Below are 15521 nucleotides of genomic sequence, written 5' to 3'. Positions count from 1 at the left end.
AGTCGCTAATTGTATGCGGTCGAGCAGACTGTTGGAGATTGGATCGTCTATTATCGTCCGGGGCGTCAAAACGCGCAGGTCTATTTTGCGGTCGCAAAAATCAGTCATATCGAACCAAACTTGCAAACACCGGGTAATCACCTTGCAGTAATAGCACCACACTCGTTCCTGGAGTTTGACGCTGATGTGTCGCGCGTCAGACAAGATGGAACGCCCTGGGAAAGCGCTCTTGCTGGACAGGACGGGAGGATACTGAAATCCGGTGGACGCCGCACAGAAGCTGTCCGGCTGCTGCCAGACAACGAGTTTGCCGCGATCGTCAATGCCGGATTGCCCCCTGATTTGGAAGTTGCTGAGGCCAGCTTGTACGAGGCACAGCCGCAATTGGGCGCATTAGCTGAAGCAGATGCGATTTTTGAACGCCCGGTCATCGAACGCCTGACCCGTCGCCCGTACCGGGATATCGCGTTTCGGCGGAAAGTCCGCAATGCATATGATAACCGCTGTGCCATGTCCGGGTTGGGGCTTCGCAATGGCGGTGGCCGTCCGGAAGTGCAGGCGGCTCATATCCGACCAGTAGAGGAAAATGGGAATGACACCATCAGAAACGGGCTCGCCCTGTCGGCGACGCTTCATTGGATGTTTGATCGCGGGCTTGTTTCAGTCAATCCCGACCTCGGTGATCCTTTCATCTTGATTTCCGAAAACAAGGTTCCGCGAGATGTGGTAGACCGTCTTATTGTTCCCGATAGAATGCTGCGACTACCGAAGGAAAAGAAACACTGGCCTGATCCGTCATATCTTCGGTGGCATAAAGAAAACAGGTTTGGGCAAGGATCGGTGGATGGGCTCTTTCCAAAAAGATGAGCGGCATGCGCCGCATTTGATTTTATTCTTGCTGATGAAGGACGCTGTCCTTCAAACATCCTGGGATTTTTTGAACCATTTGGAAGGGGAAGCTGTTGGAGATCGACAGGGACCGGTTTCTCGCGGATTTGCACAGGTTGCGGATGTTCGGCGCCTCGGGTGTGGGCAAGGGCGTGGTGCGGCCGGCGTTTTCGCAGGCGGATGTTGATGCGCGTGCCTGGCTGGGCAGGCGGTTTGCAGATGCAGGGTTGCGGGTCGAGATGGACGCGATGGGCAATCTCTTTGGCTTGGCAAAGGGGCCGTCCATCCTGCTGGGTTCGCATTCCGATACGCAGCCTGAAGGCGGCTGGCTGGATGGTGCGCTGGGGGTTGTCGCCGGACTGGAGGTTGCGCGTGCGGCGCAGGAGGGGGACGGGCCTGCGGTGTCGGTTGTTTCGTTTCAGGATGAAGAGGGGCGGTTCGGGGGGTTGACGGGGTCTTCGGTCTGGTGCGGGTATACACCTTTGGCAGATGTGGACAGCGCCACCGATCACGCAGGGGTGACGCTGCGCGACGCGCGGCGCGCTCTTGCAGGGCAGGTGACTGGGGACGTGGACCCGGCGGGCTTCACCGGGTTTATCGAGCTGCACATCGAGCAGGGGTTGACCCTTGATGCGTCCGATCAACAGATTGGTGTGGTGACGGAGATTGTCGGCACACGCGAGATACCGATCACGTTCACCGGGCAGCAAAACCACGCAGGAACCACGCAGATGCACCTGAGACGCGACGCGTTTCAAGGCGTGTCGGCCTTCAATACGGCGCTGAATGACAGGCTGCGGAATGTGGTGACGCCGACAACCGTCTGGACGATCGGCCATATTGCCTTGCATCCCAATGCGTCTTCGATCGTGCCGGGCAAGGCGTCCTTTTCCATGCAGTGGCGCGATGGCGACCCGCTTCGGTTGCGGCGGATAGAGGAGATCGTGCGCGATACGGCGCGGGAAGTGGCGCTGGCGCTTGGGTTGAGTGTTGATTTCGGACCGATGTGGGAGCTTGAGCCCACCGGGATGGATGCGCGCCTGCGCGCGGCGCTGGAAGACGGAGCGGAAACGGTGGCACCGGGGCGCTGGCAGAGGATGCCGTCGGGTGCCTTGCATGACGCGACGAACGTGGCGCGGTTGATGCCGGTGGCGATGCTTTTCGTCCCATCGATTGGCGGGATCAGCCACGCCTTTGAAGAGGATACGGCCGAAGAGGATCTTGTCGCCGGGGCGCAGGTGCTTGCGAAGGCGGTGATGCGGCTTCAATCCCAGCTGACGTCACCTAGAAAGATATAGCCTGCGCCGTAGATCGTCTTGATCAGTTGTGGGTTCCTAGGGTTTTCGTGCAGTTTTGTGCGCAAGCGCGAGATGCGCACATCCATTGCACGATCAAAGCTTTCCGCAGCGGCGCCGCCCAGGGATTCCATCATCTGGTTGCGGGTGATGAGACGTTTGGGACTATTCAGAAACAGCCGCAGCACTTCGCCTTCGGCATGGGAGAAAGGGGTCTCTGTCCCATCGGCATGCTCCAGCAGGTAGGTGTCGAAGTGCGCCGTCCAGCCATTGAAGCGCGCCGTTTGCCCGGCTTCCACGGCGGGTTTATTGCTGCGCAGGCGGGCGCGGATACGGGCGACGACTTCGGCAGGATCGAAAGGCTTAATGATATAGTCGTCCGCGCCCAGTTCCAGACCGGTGACGCGGTCCTGCACTTCGGCGCGACCGGAGATGATGATGACGATGGCGCCTTGCTCAAGTGCGAGGCGGTGCACCAGCGTGAGCCCGTCGCTGTCTGGCAAGCTGAGGTCCACCAGGCAGACGTCCGGTGCGTTCTTGGTCAGCGCGGCTTCAAACGCGCTGGCGCGGGAGAAACTGAGCGTGTCGAAGCCCGCCTCTTCCAGCACGTCGGACAGCATGCGCCGGATTTCGGGTTCGTCATCGAGGATCATGATCAGGGGACGGGTCATTGGGCGGCAATGCCTGAAGGGCCCAGAAGGCGTGCAAGATCGCTTCTGTCGAAGGGTTTGCGCAGGACGGGGGCCAGGCGCGCGGCCTCGATGTGCAGGGGGTCATCAGCGGGTAGGGCGGTCATCAGGAGTAGTGGCGTTTTGCCACCAGTGCGCTGGGCCAGATCGAGGCCTGTCGCCTCGCCCTTGAGCTGGATATCGGAGAGGATGAAGGCAATATCCGGCAGATCGGCGAGCAGGGCGGTGGCTTCGTCCGCGCTGGTTGCTTCAATCACGGAATGGCCCAGTGTCATGAGGAGATCGCGCACGCCTTCGCGCAGGTGATCTTCGTCCTCGACCAGCAGCACGAGGCCGGTGGTGGCGGGCAGTGCCGGGCGAAAGGGCAGGCGCAGGGTTATTTCGGCACCACCCTCCGAACGATTGGACAGCCGCAGATCCCCGCCCGCGGACTTGGACATGTCATAGACCATGGACAGGCCCAGCCCGGACCCTTCGCTGCCTTTGGTCGTAAAGAAGGGATCGAACCCCCGTTCCAGCGCTTGCGGTGAAAACCCTGCACCGGTGTCACGCATCACCCACTCGACCCAGGTGTCGTGCACGAGCTGCTGGGTCAACGTGATCTGGCCGGTGGTGCCGCAGGCATCGCGGGCATTCAGCAACAGATTCAGCAGGCAGTCGGTGACCTTGCCCTTGTCGATCAATGCGTTGGCGTCGCCCGCGTGGTTCGTGACCGTCAGGCTGACCCCAGGCGGCAGGGCCGGTCCGGCGAGCCGGTCGAAATCACGGATCAATGTGTCGAGGTTGGTGGCGACGGGACGTATGGCACGCGGCCCGGTCACATCGGCGATCGCGCTGAGCAGGGCACCGCCCCGGCGGGCGGCTGCCAGCGTGCTGTTGATCAGCTCTGATGCCGTATCGGGCAGGCCGTGCTGGCGCGCAAGCCGCGATTGCAGGCCGAGGATGATGGTCAGCAGGTTGGAGAAATCATGTGCAAGGCCGGAAATGGTCTGTGCGGCCAATTCGCGTTTTCGGGTTTGTTGCAGGGCAACGCGGGTCTGGGTTTCCTCTGTCACGTCCATGGACAGGATATAGACGCCCCCGCGTGTGTCCGGGGTAAAGGCAACGCGGATGCGGCGCGCGCTGGCCGTATCGGTGAATTCCAATACCTTTGAATGGCCTTCATAGGCCTGCGTCAGAGCCGGTGCTATCTGCGAAAATGCGGCATCTCCCAAGGCGTCCGAAATGTGCATCGCGATGATATTGCTTGGTTTGCCGGGGATCACGCTGGACAGGCGGCGATTTGAGTAGGTGTAGAAGCCATCGGCGTCCAGATGTGCGATGTGAGCGGGCATCATCTCTGTTGTCAGGCGCATGCGTGCTTCGGATTCGGTCAATTGCCGTTTGGTTTCCTCCAGCGTGGTGATCATCGCGGCACGTTCGCGATTGGTTTGCGCCAGTTGTTCGGTATGGGCCAACACCTGATCGTTGAGCGCGTCTGAGCGCGCGCGCAGCAGCGCTTCGTGCTGCTTGACTGCCGTGATGTCGGTATAGACTGTCACCCAGCCGCCCTGCGGCAGGGGGGAGCCTTCGACGCTGATGGTGCGGCCGTTGGCGCGAGTGCGCTCCATGTAGTGCGCGGTAAAAGTGCGCGCCTGCGTCACGCGCTCCTTCACGAATGTTTCGACGTCCTCCACCGCTCCGTATTCGCCGGAGAGGGCCAGGTGTCTGATGGTATCCTTGAAAGTGGCACCGGGGGTGACAAGGGTGTCCGGGAGGGAGAACATCTGCTGAAAAGGGGCGTTGCACACGACAAGCCGCAGGTCGCTGTCATAGATGGAAAGCGCCTGCGCGATCAGGTTCAGTCCAGCGGTGGTCATCGCTTTGGTCTGGGTTTCTGAAATGTGCATGGGACTCCTCCGCCTTCTGGCTAGCATTGCCGAAGGAGGTCGGCCAAGAGGGAAGAGGCAAATAGTGGCGCTGTTACAATTCGTAAGAATTGCGAAAACATCAGGAAAAAGTTGACCTTCACCCTATCTCTAAGTTCCTAATGGGATCAGAATCGCACCAAGCGATCTGACCTGCCAAGATGGCAGGCAAGGGAGGACACGAATTGGCCAAGCCGCTGACGCGCGCCGACGGACCTGCATCCGTTCCGGCGCTTTTGCACCGAAACGCCGAACAATTCGCAGACGCACCCGCGTACCGCGAGAAGGAATTCGGGATCTGGCAAAGCTGGACCTGGGCGCAGACCCGCGATGAGGTCGAAGCGCTGGCATTGGGTCTGTTGAACCTGGGTGTGAATGAAGGCGACTTCATTGCCATCATCGGGCGCAACCGGCCCTATCTTTATTGGGCGATGGTGGCGGCGGAAATGGTGGGCGCGGTGCCGGTGCCGCTTTATCAGGACGCCAACGCCGAAGAGATGGCTTATGTCCTCGATCATTGCGGTGCACGGTTCGTGGTCGTGGGCGATCAGGAGCAGGTCGACAAGGTGATCGAGGTGCAGGAGCAGCTGCATCAGTTCGAACATCTGATCTATCTCGATCCGCGGGGCCTGCGGAAGTACGATCACACCACGTTGCATCAGTATTCCCATGTGCAGGATCAGGGCCGCGCGGCACGGGACGAGTTCATCGGGGAGCTTGAGGCCCGTCAGGCCAAGCTGGATTACGACAGCACGGGCGTGATGCTTTATACCTCCGGGACGACAGGCAAGCCCAAGGGGGTGGTGCTGTCCAACCGCAACATCATCGAGACGGCGAAGTCTTCATCGGCTTTTGACGGTTTGCGGCAGACGGATGATATTCTGGCATATTTGCCTATGGCCTGGGTGGGGGATTTCATATTCTCCGTGGGTCAGGCCATGTGGACGGGGTTCTGTACCAATTGTCCGGAGAGTGCAGACACGATGCACGTGGACCTGCGCGAGATCGGGCCGACGTATTACTTCGCGCCGCCGCGGGTGTTCGAGACGCAACTGACCAATGTGATGATCCGCATGGAAGATGCGGGGCGGTTCAAGAAATGGCTGTTCGATCATTTCATGGCGCATGCGCGGAAGGTGGGGCCTGACATTCTGGATGGCAAGAACGTCGGCCAGTGGGACCGGTTCAAATACAAGCTGGGCGAGTTTTTTGTCTACGGGCCGCTCAAGAACACGCTGGGCTTCAGCCGGGTGCGCGTGGGTTACACTGCGGGCGAGGCGATCGGGCCCGAAATCTTTGATTTCTATCGTTCTTTGGGGATCAACCTGAAACAGCTTTACGGCCAGACCGAAGCGACAGTCTTCATCACCGCGCAACCCGATGGGGAGGTGCGCAGCGACACGGTGGGCGTGACATGCCCGGGGGTGGAATTGAAGATCGCGGACAACGGGGAGGTGTTTTACCGCTCTCCCGGCGTGTTCGTGGAGTATTACAAAAACCCCAAGAGCACGGCGGACACCAAAGATCCAGAGGGTTGGGTTGCAACCGGGGATGCCGGGTTCATCGAGGAGGATACCGGGCATTTGCGGATCATCGACCGGGCCAAGGACGTGGGCCAGATGGCCGATGGATCGCTTTTTGCGCCGAAATACGTTGAGAACAAATTGAAGTTCTTCCCCAATATCCTGGAAGCGGTCGTCTTTGGCGCTGGCCGCGAGGAGTGCACGGCTTTCATCAATATTGACCTGACAGCGGTCGGCAATTGGGCGGAGCGGAACAATATCGGCTACGCCTCCTACCAGGAGTTGGCAGGCCATCCGCAGGTGATGGACACCATCCAGAGCCACGTCGAGGAAGTGAATGTCTCTGTCGCGCAGGATGAAATGTTGTCGGGATGCCAGGTGCACCGGTTTGTGGTGTTGCACAAGGAACTGGACGCGGATGACGGAGAGCTGACGCGGACCCGTAAAGTGCGCCGACGCATCATCGAGGAGAAGTATGATGATGTGATCGCAGCGCTCTATGACGGGTCGTCACAGGTCTCGACCGAGACGGAAGTCACCTATGAGGACGGGCGCAAGGGCAGCATCAAGGCGACCCTGGAAGTGCGCAGTGCCAAGGTGATGCCGGTGGCAGCCAAGAAGATGGCCGCGGAATGAGAACGGTGGATCAGGCGGCGCGGCATGCGCGTTCCGCGACATCCCGCCCACCTGCCCTTGGGCGCCCGGTCCTGCGGCGTTGTGGGGGTGGAAATGCGGGCCTTCGGCGAGGTTTTTTGAACCATTTGGAAGAGGCGGTGCAGTGCTAGATCAAACCGACAGTTACCAGACCGCGGATGGGCGTACCATCGGGCCCGTGGTCATGGAAATGAAGAATATTACCCTGCGTTTCGGGGGTGTTGAGGCGATCAAGGACATCTCCTTTGACATTCGCGAGGGCGAAATTCGCGCGATTATCGGGCCCAACGGGGCTGGCAAATCGTCGATGCTGAACGTCATTTCGGGGTTCTATGTGCCGCAGGATGGCGAGGTCTGGTACAAGGGCAGCCGCCGTCCGCCGATGAAGCCCTTTCAGGTGGCGCGGCAGGGAATTGCCCGGACGTTTCAGAATATTGCCTTGTTTGAGGGTATGAGCGTGCTGGACAACGTTATGACTGGACGTCTGACGCATATGGAGACGGGGCTTTTTGCGCAGTCGCTTTGGAAGGGCAAGGCGGAAGCGGAAGAGATTGCCAATCGGGAAGTGGCTGAGAAGATTATCGATTTTCTGGAGATCCAGGCTATTCGCAAGACGCCCGTGGCGCGGCTGCCTTATGGTCTTAAAAAGCGTGTGGAGCTGGCGCGGGCGCTGGCGGCGGAGCCGACGATTCTGCTTTTGGATGAGCCTATGGCGGGGATGAACGTTGAGGAGAAAGAGGACATGAGCCGCTTTATCCTGGATGTGAACGACGAATTTGGCACCACGATTGCGCTGATTGAGCACGATATGGGTGTCGTGATGGACCTCAGCGACCGGGTTGTGGTGATGGATTACGGCAAGAAGATCGGCGATGGCACGCCCGATGAGGTGCGCAACAATCAGGAGGTGATCGATGCCTATCTGGGCGTGGCGCATGATTGAATTGAACAGGATGAAGCAATGCGGACAGTGCCTGTGCAGCGCAGGATATGAGGGAGAACTGGGATGAATGAGCAGTTGGCATTCACCATCGAGGTGTTCCTCAATGGTCTCATGGCCGGGGTGCTTTACGCACTTGTGGCGCTGGGTTTCGTGCTGATCTACAAGGCCTCGGGCATCTTCAATTACGCGCAGGGCGTGATGGCGCTGTTTGCAGCGATGACCTTGGTGGGGATCCAGAACGGGCAGGTGCCGTTCGCGCATTTGATCAACGCGATTTTCGGGACCGATGTGCACAAGTTCGGCTGGTCGGTACATAGTTTCGCGGCCATCCTGCTGACTGTGATCGTGATGATCGCGCTGGCTTGGGCGGTGCAGCAGTTCGTTTTCAAGCATTTGGTCGGGCAGGAACCGATCATCCTGTTTATGGCGACCATCGGTCTGGCCTATTTCCTGGAAGGGGTGGCGGACCTGATGTGGGGGTCGGAGTTGAAGGCGCTGAACGTCTGTGCAGCGGAAGGCACGTGCCTGCCGCAGGGGATGAACGTCTGGCTGGAGGGCACCACCTACGAGGCGCTGGGATACGGGTTCTTCATCGACAACCTCGATATCGTGGCGTCGATTGTTGCGGCCATCCTGGTGGCGGGGCTGGTGATGTTCGCGCAGTACACCAAGCAAGGGCGGGCGATGCGCGCAGTGGCGGATGATCACCAAGCGGCATTGAGCGTAGGTGTGTCGCTGAACTTCATCTGGGTGTTGGTTTGGTCGCTTGCGGGGTTTGTCGCCCTGGTGGCGGGGATCATGTGGGGCGCGAAATCGGGCGTGCAGTTCTCGCTGTCGCTGATTGCGTTGAAGGCCTTGCCGGTGCTCATGCTGGGCGGATTCACCTCAATTCCCGGTGCGATTATTGGCGGGTTGATCATTGGCGTGGGCGAGAAGCTGTTCGAGTTTCTGATCGGCGCGCCTTTCCTTGGGGGGGCCACGGAGAACTGGTTTGCCTACATGCTGGCGCTGGTGTTCCTGGTGTTCCGGCCGCAGGGGCTGTTTGGGGAGAAGATCATTGAGCGGGTTTAGCAATAAGATGGGTTCGAAGCGCAAGGCGCTACTGGGTCTGGCTTTCCTTGTGCTGGCTCTTGCAAACGCCAGTTTTGGCAATGCCTTTGTTGGTGTCGCATTCGGCGTTTTGGCTGGTTGGGCCTTTCGTGAAGGATATCTGATCTTCAAAGACAGAGGCGTTCGCGTGACCGCAATTTCGAGAGGCAACACCTGATGTTCTACCGTGAAGCAGGCGATTTCAGCACGACCTACGCCCAGGACAACCAGACTTTTCCGATCAGGTTCGACCGGTATCGGTATTACGTGGTGTTGTTCATCGCGATCTTCGTGATCCCGTTCACCATCAACGACTATTGGGCGAACTCGTTTATGCTGCCGTTTCTGATCTACGCGATTGCGGCGATCGGTTTGAATATCCTCGTGGGCTATTGCGGGCAGGTCAGCCTTGGCACGGGCGGGTTCATGGCTGTGGGGGCCTATAGCTGCTACAAGTTCATGACCGGCGTGGACATCTGGTGGGGCGGGGAGTTGCTGTTCCGGTTGCCGGAGTTCAACATCTTCTTTTCCGTGATCATGGGCGGCGTGATGACGGCGCTTGTGGGGGTTTTGTTTGGCTTGCCGAGCTTGCGGATTAAAGGGTTCTACCTTGCGGTGGCGACGCTGGCGGCGCAGTTCTTCCTTGTCTGGCTGTTTAACCGGGTGTCGTGGTTCTACAACTACTCCGCCTCCGGGCAGATCAACGCGCCGGAGCGGGATTTGGCGGGGATCTTGATTACGGGGCCCAGCACCGCGCCTTGGGCGACGTATCTGTTCTGTCTGTTCTTCACTATCGTTTGCGCGATGATTGCGCGGAACATGACGCGGGGGGCTTCGGGACGGAAGTGGATGGCCATTCGCGACATGGATATCGCCGCCGAGATCATCGGAGTGAACCCGCTGCGCGCCAAGCTGACGGCCTTTGCGGTGTCGTCGTTCTTTATCGGCATCTCCGGTGCGCTGTTCTTTTCGGTCTATCTGGGCGCTGTGGAAGTGGGCGAGGCGTTCGGCATCCAGAAGTCGTTCCTGGTTCTGTTCATGATCATCATTGGCGGGCTGGGGAGCATCTTTGGTTCCTTTGCCGGCGCTGCATTCCTTGTGCTCCTGCCAGTGGCGCTGAAGATTGTGGGCGTGGATTGGCTGGGCTGGCCAACGGATATTGTGGCGCATCTGAATTTGGTGATCGTCGGCGGATTGATCGTGATGTTCCTTATTCTGGAGCCGCATGGATTGGCCCAACTTTGGCGCGTTGCCAAAGAGAAACTGAGATTGTGGCCGTTCCCGCACTAGGGGACGGTTTCATGGTGCGCAGTGAATGCGCACCCTACGGAAGAAGAGAAATCGGATAAAAATCCAAGGGAGGAAACACCGATGAAGTACAAGTTAGGAACAATGGCCGTTGCAGGCCTGATGGCAGCAAGCCCCGTGATGGCGGACCTTGTGTTCCCATCGTTGAGCTACCGGACCGGCCCCTATGCGGCGGGTGGTATCCCGTTTGCGGACGGCTATGCGGATTACTTCACGCTGCTGAACGAGCGTGACGGCGGCATCGGCGGCGTCATGACTCGCGTCATCGAGTGCGAGACAGCCTATAACACCGAAAAGGGTGTGGAATGCTATGAAGCCACCAAGGGCGAAGGCGCGCTGGTGTATCAGCCGCTGTCCACAGGCATCACCTATCAGCTGATCCCCAAAGCGACGGCAGATGACATTCCGATCCACTCCATGGGCTATGGCCGGACATCTGCTGCGAACGGCGATGTGTTCAGCCACGTCTTCAACTATCCTGCGAACTACTGGAATGGCGCCTCTGCCGCGATCAACCACATTCTTGAGACCAATGGTGGCGACATCAACGGCAAGAAAATCGCGCTGGTCTATCACAACTCTGCTTACGGCAAGGAGCCGATCCGGACACTGGAAGAGCTGAGCAAGAAGCACGGCTTTGAACTGGTGACGCTGGCGGTGGATCACCCCGGTCAGGAACAGAAATCCCAGTGGCTGCAGATCCGTCGGGAACGTCCCGACAATGTGATCATGTATGGCTGGGGTGTGATGAACCAGGTGGCCATTCAGGAAGCCGCGAACATCCGGTTCCCGATGGAAAACTTCATTGGCATCTGGTGGTCCGGCGCGGAGATTGACGTGACCTCTGCCGGGGATGCGGCGAATGGATACAAGGCGCTGGCGCTGACGGCTGTTGGTAATGACTTCCCGCTGTTCGACGACATCCAGCAATATGTCGTGGACACGGGCAAGGCTGCTGGCGCAGGCGATCAGATCGGCACGGTGCCTTACAACCGCGGCATCTATGCTGCGATGTTGGCGCAGTTGGCTGTTGAAAAGGCGCAGGAAATCCACGGGGTTGCAGACATCACTCCGGCGATGATGCGTGATGGCATGGAAGCGCTGAGCGTGACCGAAGCGCGCATGACGGAGTTGGGTTTGCCAAGCTTTGGTCCGGCATTCGACGTGTCCTGCGAAAACCATGGCGGCGAAGGCATGGTTGCCGTGACGCAGTGGGATGCGTCCGCGGGTCAGTTCGTGAAGATCGCTGATTTCGCGCCCACCGACATGGATGTGATCGGGCCACTGATCGCCGAGGATTCCGCAGCTTATGCGGCGGAAAACAACATCGAAGGCAACTGCGGCTAAGGCTTGCAGCTTTCCCCGGCCGCGGCGTGTGCTACGGCCGGGGGATCTAGGTATTTTCAAAAGGATGAAGTCCATGCTGGATGACGCCAAGGCCACGCCGGTGCAGGTTGATAACGTGCTGGAGGTCAACAATATCGAGGTGATCTACAACCACGTGATCCTCGTGTTGAAGGGCGTCAGCCTGAATGTGCCCAAGGGCGGGATTACCGCGTTGCTGGGTGGCAATGGCGCGGGCAAGACGACGACACTGAAGGCGATTTCGGGGTTGCTGGCGTCAGAGCGTGGCGAGGTCACCAAGGGGTCGATCAAGTACCGCGGCGCGGATATCGCCCATGCCGATCCGGCGGAGACGGTGAAAAAGGGCGTCGTGCAGGTCATGGAAGGTCGGCATTGCTTCGAACATCTGACTATCGAGGAAAACCTGATGACCGGTGCCTATACGCGTACCGATGGCAATGCGGCCATCGCGCAGGATCTGGAGCTGGTTTACAGTTATTTCCCACGGCTGAAGGAGCGGCGGAAAAGCCAGGCCGGCTATACCTCGGGTGGGGAGCAGCAGATGTGCGCGGTGGGGCGCGCGCTGATGTCCAAGCCGGAGACGATCCTGCTGGATGAACCGTCCATGGGGTTGGCGCCGCAGCTGGTGGAGCAGATTTTCGATATCGTGAAGTCGATCAACGAGCAGGAAGGCGTGACCTTTCTTCTGGCAGAACAGAACACCAACGTGGCGCTGCGGTTTGCGCACTACGGCTACATTCTGGAAAGCGGTCGTGTGGTGATGGATGGACCTGCGGCGGATCTGCGGGAAAACCAGGATGTGAAGGAATTCTACCTGGGCATGTCGGATGAGGGGCGCAAGTCGTTCCGTGACGTGCGCAGCTATCGGCGGCGCAAGCGCTGGCTGAGCTGATACGCGACCGGGCACTCAATTATAGTCGAAGGAAGATGGAATGGCGGGTATGACCTCATTCGATGCATTGGAAACGCGTTCTCAGGACAAGCGGGAGGCGGATCAGGCGAAGCTGTTGCGTGCACGTTTGGCGGGGATCACCGTGGCCCCTGATGCATGGCGGGCCGCGGCGGCAGAGGTCCGTACCGCCGCTGATCTGGTGAAACTGCCGGTGCTGCGCAAATCAGAGTTGGGTGAGTGGCAGAAAGCCAGACCGCCTTTCGGTGGCGTTGAGGTAGGCAAGGTGACCCATGTCTTTCAGTCGCCGGGTCCGATTTACGAGCCGGGGCGGATCGACGGAGACTGGTTCCGGATGGGGCGGTTCCTGCATGCGGCGGGCATTGGGTCGGAGGACGTCGTTCAGAATTGCTTTGGCTACCACCTGACACCAGCAGGGCACATGTTCGAGAGCGGTGCGCATGCGGTCGGCGCGAAGGTCTTGCCCGCGGGGACGGGGCAGACGGAACTGCAGGTCACGGCCGCGCGGGATGTTGGTACGACCGCTTATGCCGGTACGCCGGATTATCTGAAGATCATTCTGGAGAAGGCTGACGAGATGGGGGTGTCATTGGGCATTACCAAGGCGGCCGTCGGCGGAGGAGCTTTGTTCCCGTCGCTGCGGGAGTGGTACATCGCGCGGGGAATTTCCTGTTTGCAGTGCTATGCCACCGCCGATCTGGGCAACATCGCTTATGAAAGCCCGGCGATGGAGGGGATGATCCTGGATGAAGGTGTGATCGTGGAGATCGTGACACCCGGCACCGGCGATCCCGTGGCACCAGGAGACGTTGGTGAAGTGGTCGTGACAGCGCTGAACCCGGATTATCCGTTGGTGCGTTTTGCTACCGGTGATCTGAGCGCGTTCATGAAAGGGCAAAGCCCTTGCGGGCGGACGAACAGGCGTATCAAGGGCTGGATGGGGCGGGCGGATCAGACGACCAAGATAAAGGGTATGTTCGTGCGGCCAGAACAGGTCGCCGCGTTGGTCGCGCAGCATGATGAGATCGGCAAGGCACGCGTCATCGCGCGGCGCGAGGGGGAGCAGGACCAGATGACCGTTCAGATCGAAAGCCCGAGCAGTGACGTGGACGGGTATGCCGCTTCGGTCGCAAGCCTGCTGAAACTGAAGGGAACGGTGGAAATCCACGCGCCCGGAAGTCTGCCCAGGGATGGGCTGGTGATCGAAGATCAGCGCACCTACGATTGATCTTGGACGTCGCTTGCTCTGGCATTTCCGACTGAAATAGTCGAAATAGAGGCATGAGCGCGGAAACACTGGATATCAAGGTACGCTCGCGCACCTGGGACGGGCGGCGGATTGGCGCGATTGCCGTTGTAATCGCCGCCCTTTGCGCGTTGCCCATGATCGCTGTTTTGCTGGCCGCGCTGACCGGCGGGACCGATACCTTGCAGCATCTGATCCAGACCGTGCTGGGGCGGTATACGGCAACCACCCTGTCGTTGGTTGTGCTGGTCGCCACGGGGACCTTTGCGGTCGGGGTCGGGGCCGCCTGGCTGGTGACGATGACACGCTTTCCCGGCGTGCGTTTCTTCGAGATTGCGCTGGTGCTGCCGCTGGCTTTTCCGGCCTACGTGCTGGCCTATGCCTATACCCACGTTCTTGATCATCCGGGTATCGTGCAGACGACGCTTCGCGGATTGTTTGGCTGGGGCCCGCGGGATTACTGGTTTCCCGAGATCCGATCGCTTGGCGGGGCCGCGGCGATGCTGGTGCTGGTGCTTTATCCCTATGTGTACCTGCTGGCGCGGGCGGCCTTCCTGCAGCAGAGCGGGACGACCTTTCTGGCGGCGCGGGCGCTGGGATCGACCGCCTGGGCGGCGTTTTTCAAGGTCAGCCTGCCGTTGGCGCGCCCGGCCATTGCCGGGGGGGTGTTGCTGGCGGTGATGGAGACGATCGCGGATTTCGGCACGGTGGCCTATTTCGGCGTGCAGACCTTTGCCACTGGCATCTACACCAGTTGGTTTTCGCTGGCGGACAGGGGCGGGGCCGCGCAACTTGCCTTGTGCCTGCTAAGCTTCGCGCTGCTGCTGGCGATGCTGGAGCGGTATCAACGCGGCGATGCACAGTACCACGACGGCGGTCGGCGGGCGGTTGCAATGCCGCCCGCCCAGTTGGTGGGGCTGCGGGCCACAGGGGCGGTGGTGCTGTGCGGTCTGCCAGTGCTGTTGGGTGCGGTACTGCCGGGCGTCATCCTGTTCAGCATGGGCCTGGGATCAGAGCAGGATTTGCTCAGCCCGCGTTATCTGGGGTTTATCCGCAATTCCGTTACCCTTGCGGGGGTGGCGGCCGTGGTGACGGTACTGGCAGCGATCTGTGTCGGGTTCTACCAGCGCCTGCGTCCCGGCCGGACCTCGCGCACGTCAGGATATGTGGCGCGATTGGGCTACGCGGTTCCGGGGGGCGTCATCGCGGTCGGCCTGATGGTGCCTTTCGCGGCGTTCGACAATGCATTGGATGCCTGGATGCGGGCAACATTCGACGTTCGGACGGGGCTGCTGATTACCGGATCCATCTGGTTGCTGGTAGGCGCTTACATGGTGCGCTTTTTGGCAGCGGCCCTGGGGGCTTATGAGGGCGGTCAGGCGATGGTGCATGCGAATATGGATGCCGCATCTCGGTCCTTGGGGCAGGGACCATTGGGCACGCTCAGGCGGGTGCACCTGCCGATCCTCGCGCCATCCCTGCTGACGGCGCTGTTGATTGTCTTTGTGGACGTGATGAAGGAATTACCAGCCACGCTCATCATGCGGCCGTTCAACTTCGATACGCTCGCGGTACAGGCCTACCGATTAGCAAGCGATGAGCGATTGGAGGGGGCCGCCGTGCCGTCCCTGGTCATTGTGGCGATGGGGTTGCTGCCGGTGATCCTCATTTGCAGGCAGGTGGGCAAGCGGCGGTAATCCGCTG

13 protein-coding genes are annotated in these 15521 nt (G+C 59.9%); 11 read left to right on the top strand and 2 right to left on the bottom strand.

Annotated features, from left to right (window positions below):
* The first annotated feature begins 9 nt into the window (after window positions 1-9).
* Window positions 10-867 (top strand): HNH endonuclease, encoded by an 858-nt coding sequence (locus AB4X18_RS05735; RefSeq protein WP_432817172.1) that lies wholly within the window; start codon window positions 10-12, stop codon window positions 865-867.
* Window positions 868-962: 95 nt separating this feature from the next.
* Window positions 963-2186: a hydantoinase/carbamoylase family amidase gene (locus AB4X18_RS05730; protein WP_432817171.1), complete on the top strand. Its 1224-nt coding sequence runs from the start codon at window positions 963-965 to the stop codon at window positions 2184-2186.
* On the opposite strand, the gene AB4X18_RS05725 is transcribed toward AB4X18_RS05730, so the two are convergent.
* Window positions 2153-2854 carry a response regulator transcription factor gene (locus AB4X18_RS05725; protein ID WP_370399183.1) on the bottom strand — a complete coding sequence of 234 codons (702 nt, stop codon included), beginning with the start codon at window positions 2852-2854 and terminating at the stop codon, window positions 2153-2155. The two genes, AB4X18_RS05730 and AB4X18_RS05725, sit on opposite strands and share 34 nt — an antisense overlap.
* On the bottom strand, window positions 2851-4761 hold the full coding sequence (locus AB4X18_RS05720) for a PAS-domain containing protein (protein ID WP_432817170.1): 1911 nt from the start codon (window positions 4759-4761) through the stop codon (window positions 2851-2853). The genes AB4X18_RS05725 and AB4X18_RS05720 overlap by 4 nt, the downstream gene beginning before the upstream one ends.
* 203 nt (window positions 4762-4964) lie before the next feature.
* On the opposite strand from AB4X18_RS05720, the gene AB4X18_RS05715 reads away from it, so the two are divergent.
* The 9 genes from AB4X18_RS05715 to AB4X18_RS05675 all read left to right on the top strand — a co-directional run bounded on the left by AB4X18_RS05715 (window position 4965) and on the right by AB4X18_RS05675 (window position 15514).
* Window positions 4965-6938, top strand: a complete 1974-nt coding sequence (locus tag AB4X18_RS05715; RefSeq protein ID WP_370399182.1) for an AMP-binding protein — start codon at window positions 4965-4967, stop codon at window positions 6936-6938.
* Between the two features lie 142 nt (window positions 6939-7080).
* Entirely contained in the window at window positions 7081-7899 is an 819-nt protein-coding gene (locus AB4X18_RS05710; protein ID WP_370399181.1) for an ABC transporter ATP-binding protein, read from the top strand.
* A gap of 63 nt (window positions 7900-7962) precedes the next feature.
* Window positions 7963-8970 (top strand): branched-chain amino acid ABC transporter permease, encoded by a 1008-nt coding sequence (locus tag AB4X18_RS05705; RefSeq protein WP_370399180.1) that lies wholly within the window; start codon window positions 7963-7965, stop codon window positions 8968-8970.
* Window positions 8957-9166, top strand: coding sequence for a hypothetical protein (locus AB4X18_RS05700; RefSeq protein WP_370399179.1), 210 nt, complete (start codon window positions 8957-8959; stop codon window positions 9164-9166). Before AB4X18_RS05705 ends, AB4X18_RS05700 begins: the two co-directional genes overlap by 14 nt.
* A complete protein-coding gene (locus AB4X18_RS05695; RefSeq protein ID WP_370399178.1) occupies window positions 9166-10278 on the top strand; it encodes a branched-chain amino acid ABC transporter permease in 1113 nt (370 codons plus the stop codon). The genes AB4X18_RS05700 and AB4X18_RS05695 overlap by 1 nt, the downstream gene beginning before the upstream one ends.
* Before the next feature lie 81 nt (window positions 10279-10359).
* Window positions 10360-11643 carry an ABC transporter substrate-binding protein gene (locus AB4X18_RS05690; protein ID WP_370399177.1) on the top strand — a complete coding sequence of 428 codons (1284 nt, stop codon included), beginning with the start codon at window positions 10360-10362 and terminating at the stop codon, window positions 11641-11643.
* Window positions 11644-11716: 73 nt separating this feature from the next.
* Window positions 11717-12553: an ABC transporter ATP-binding protein gene (locus AB4X18_RS05685; RefSeq protein ID WP_432817169.1), complete on the top strand. Its 837-nt coding sequence runs from the start codon at window positions 11717-11719 to the stop codon at window positions 12551-12553.
* 49 nt (window positions 12554-12602) lie between these two features.
* Window positions 12603-13799 (top strand): phenylacetate--CoA ligase family protein, encoded by a 1197-nt coding sequence (locus AB4X18_RS05680; protein WP_370402583.1) that lies wholly within the window; start codon window positions 12603-12605, stop codon window positions 13797-13799.
* 53 nt (window positions 13800-13852) lie between these two features.
* The gene (locus AB4X18_RS05675) at window positions 13853-15514 is read left to right on the top strand and encodes an ABC transporter permease (protein WP_432817168.1); all 1662 of its coding nucleotides are present in this window, start codon (window positions 13853-13855) and stop codon (window positions 15512-15514) included.
* Window positions 15515-15521: the final 7 nt, after the last annotated feature.

The organism is Sulfitobacter rhodophyticola (genome assembly GCF_041281685.2).
In the GTDB taxonomy this organism is placed as follows: Bacteria; Pseudomonadota; Alphaproteobacteria; order Rhodobacterales; family Rhodobacteraceae; genus Sulfitobacter.
The sequence above is the reverse complement of the archived record's forward strand: the minus strand, read 5'-3'. Positions and strand labels throughout refer to the sequence as shown.

Coding starts and splice junctions, on each gene's coding strand:
- AB4X18_RS05695 (WP_370399178.1), top strand. CDS start 9,166: ATGTTCTACCGTGAAGCAGGCGATTTCAGCACGACCTACGCCCAGGAC.
- AB4X18_RS05680 (WP_370402583.1), top strand. CDS start 12,603: ATGACCTCATTCGATGCATTGGAAACGCGTTCTCAGGACAAGCGGGAG.
- AB4X18_RS05725 (WP_370399183.1), bottom strand. CDS start 2,854: ATGACCCGTCCCCTGATCATGATCCTCGATGACGAACCCGAAATCCGG.
- AB4X18_RS05690 (WP_370399177.1), top strand. CDS start 10,360: ATGAAGTACAAGTTAGGAACAATGGCCGTTGCAGGCCTGATGGCAGCA.
- AB4X18_RS05705 (WP_370399180.1), top strand. CDS start 7,963: ATGAATGAGCAGTTGGCATTCACCATCGAGGTGTTCCTCAATGGTCTC.
- AB4X18_RS05675 (WP_432817168.1), top strand. CDS start 13,853: ATGAGCGCGGAAACACTGGATATCAAGGTACGCTCGCGCACCTGGGAC.
- AB4X18_RS05685 (WP_432817169.1), top strand. CDS start 11,717: ATGCTGGATGACGCCAAGGCCACGCCGGTGCAGGTTGATAACGTGCTG.
- AB4X18_RS05720 (WP_432817170.1), bottom strand. CDS start 4,761: ATGCACATTTCAGAAACCCAGACCAAAGCGATGACCACCGCTGGACTG.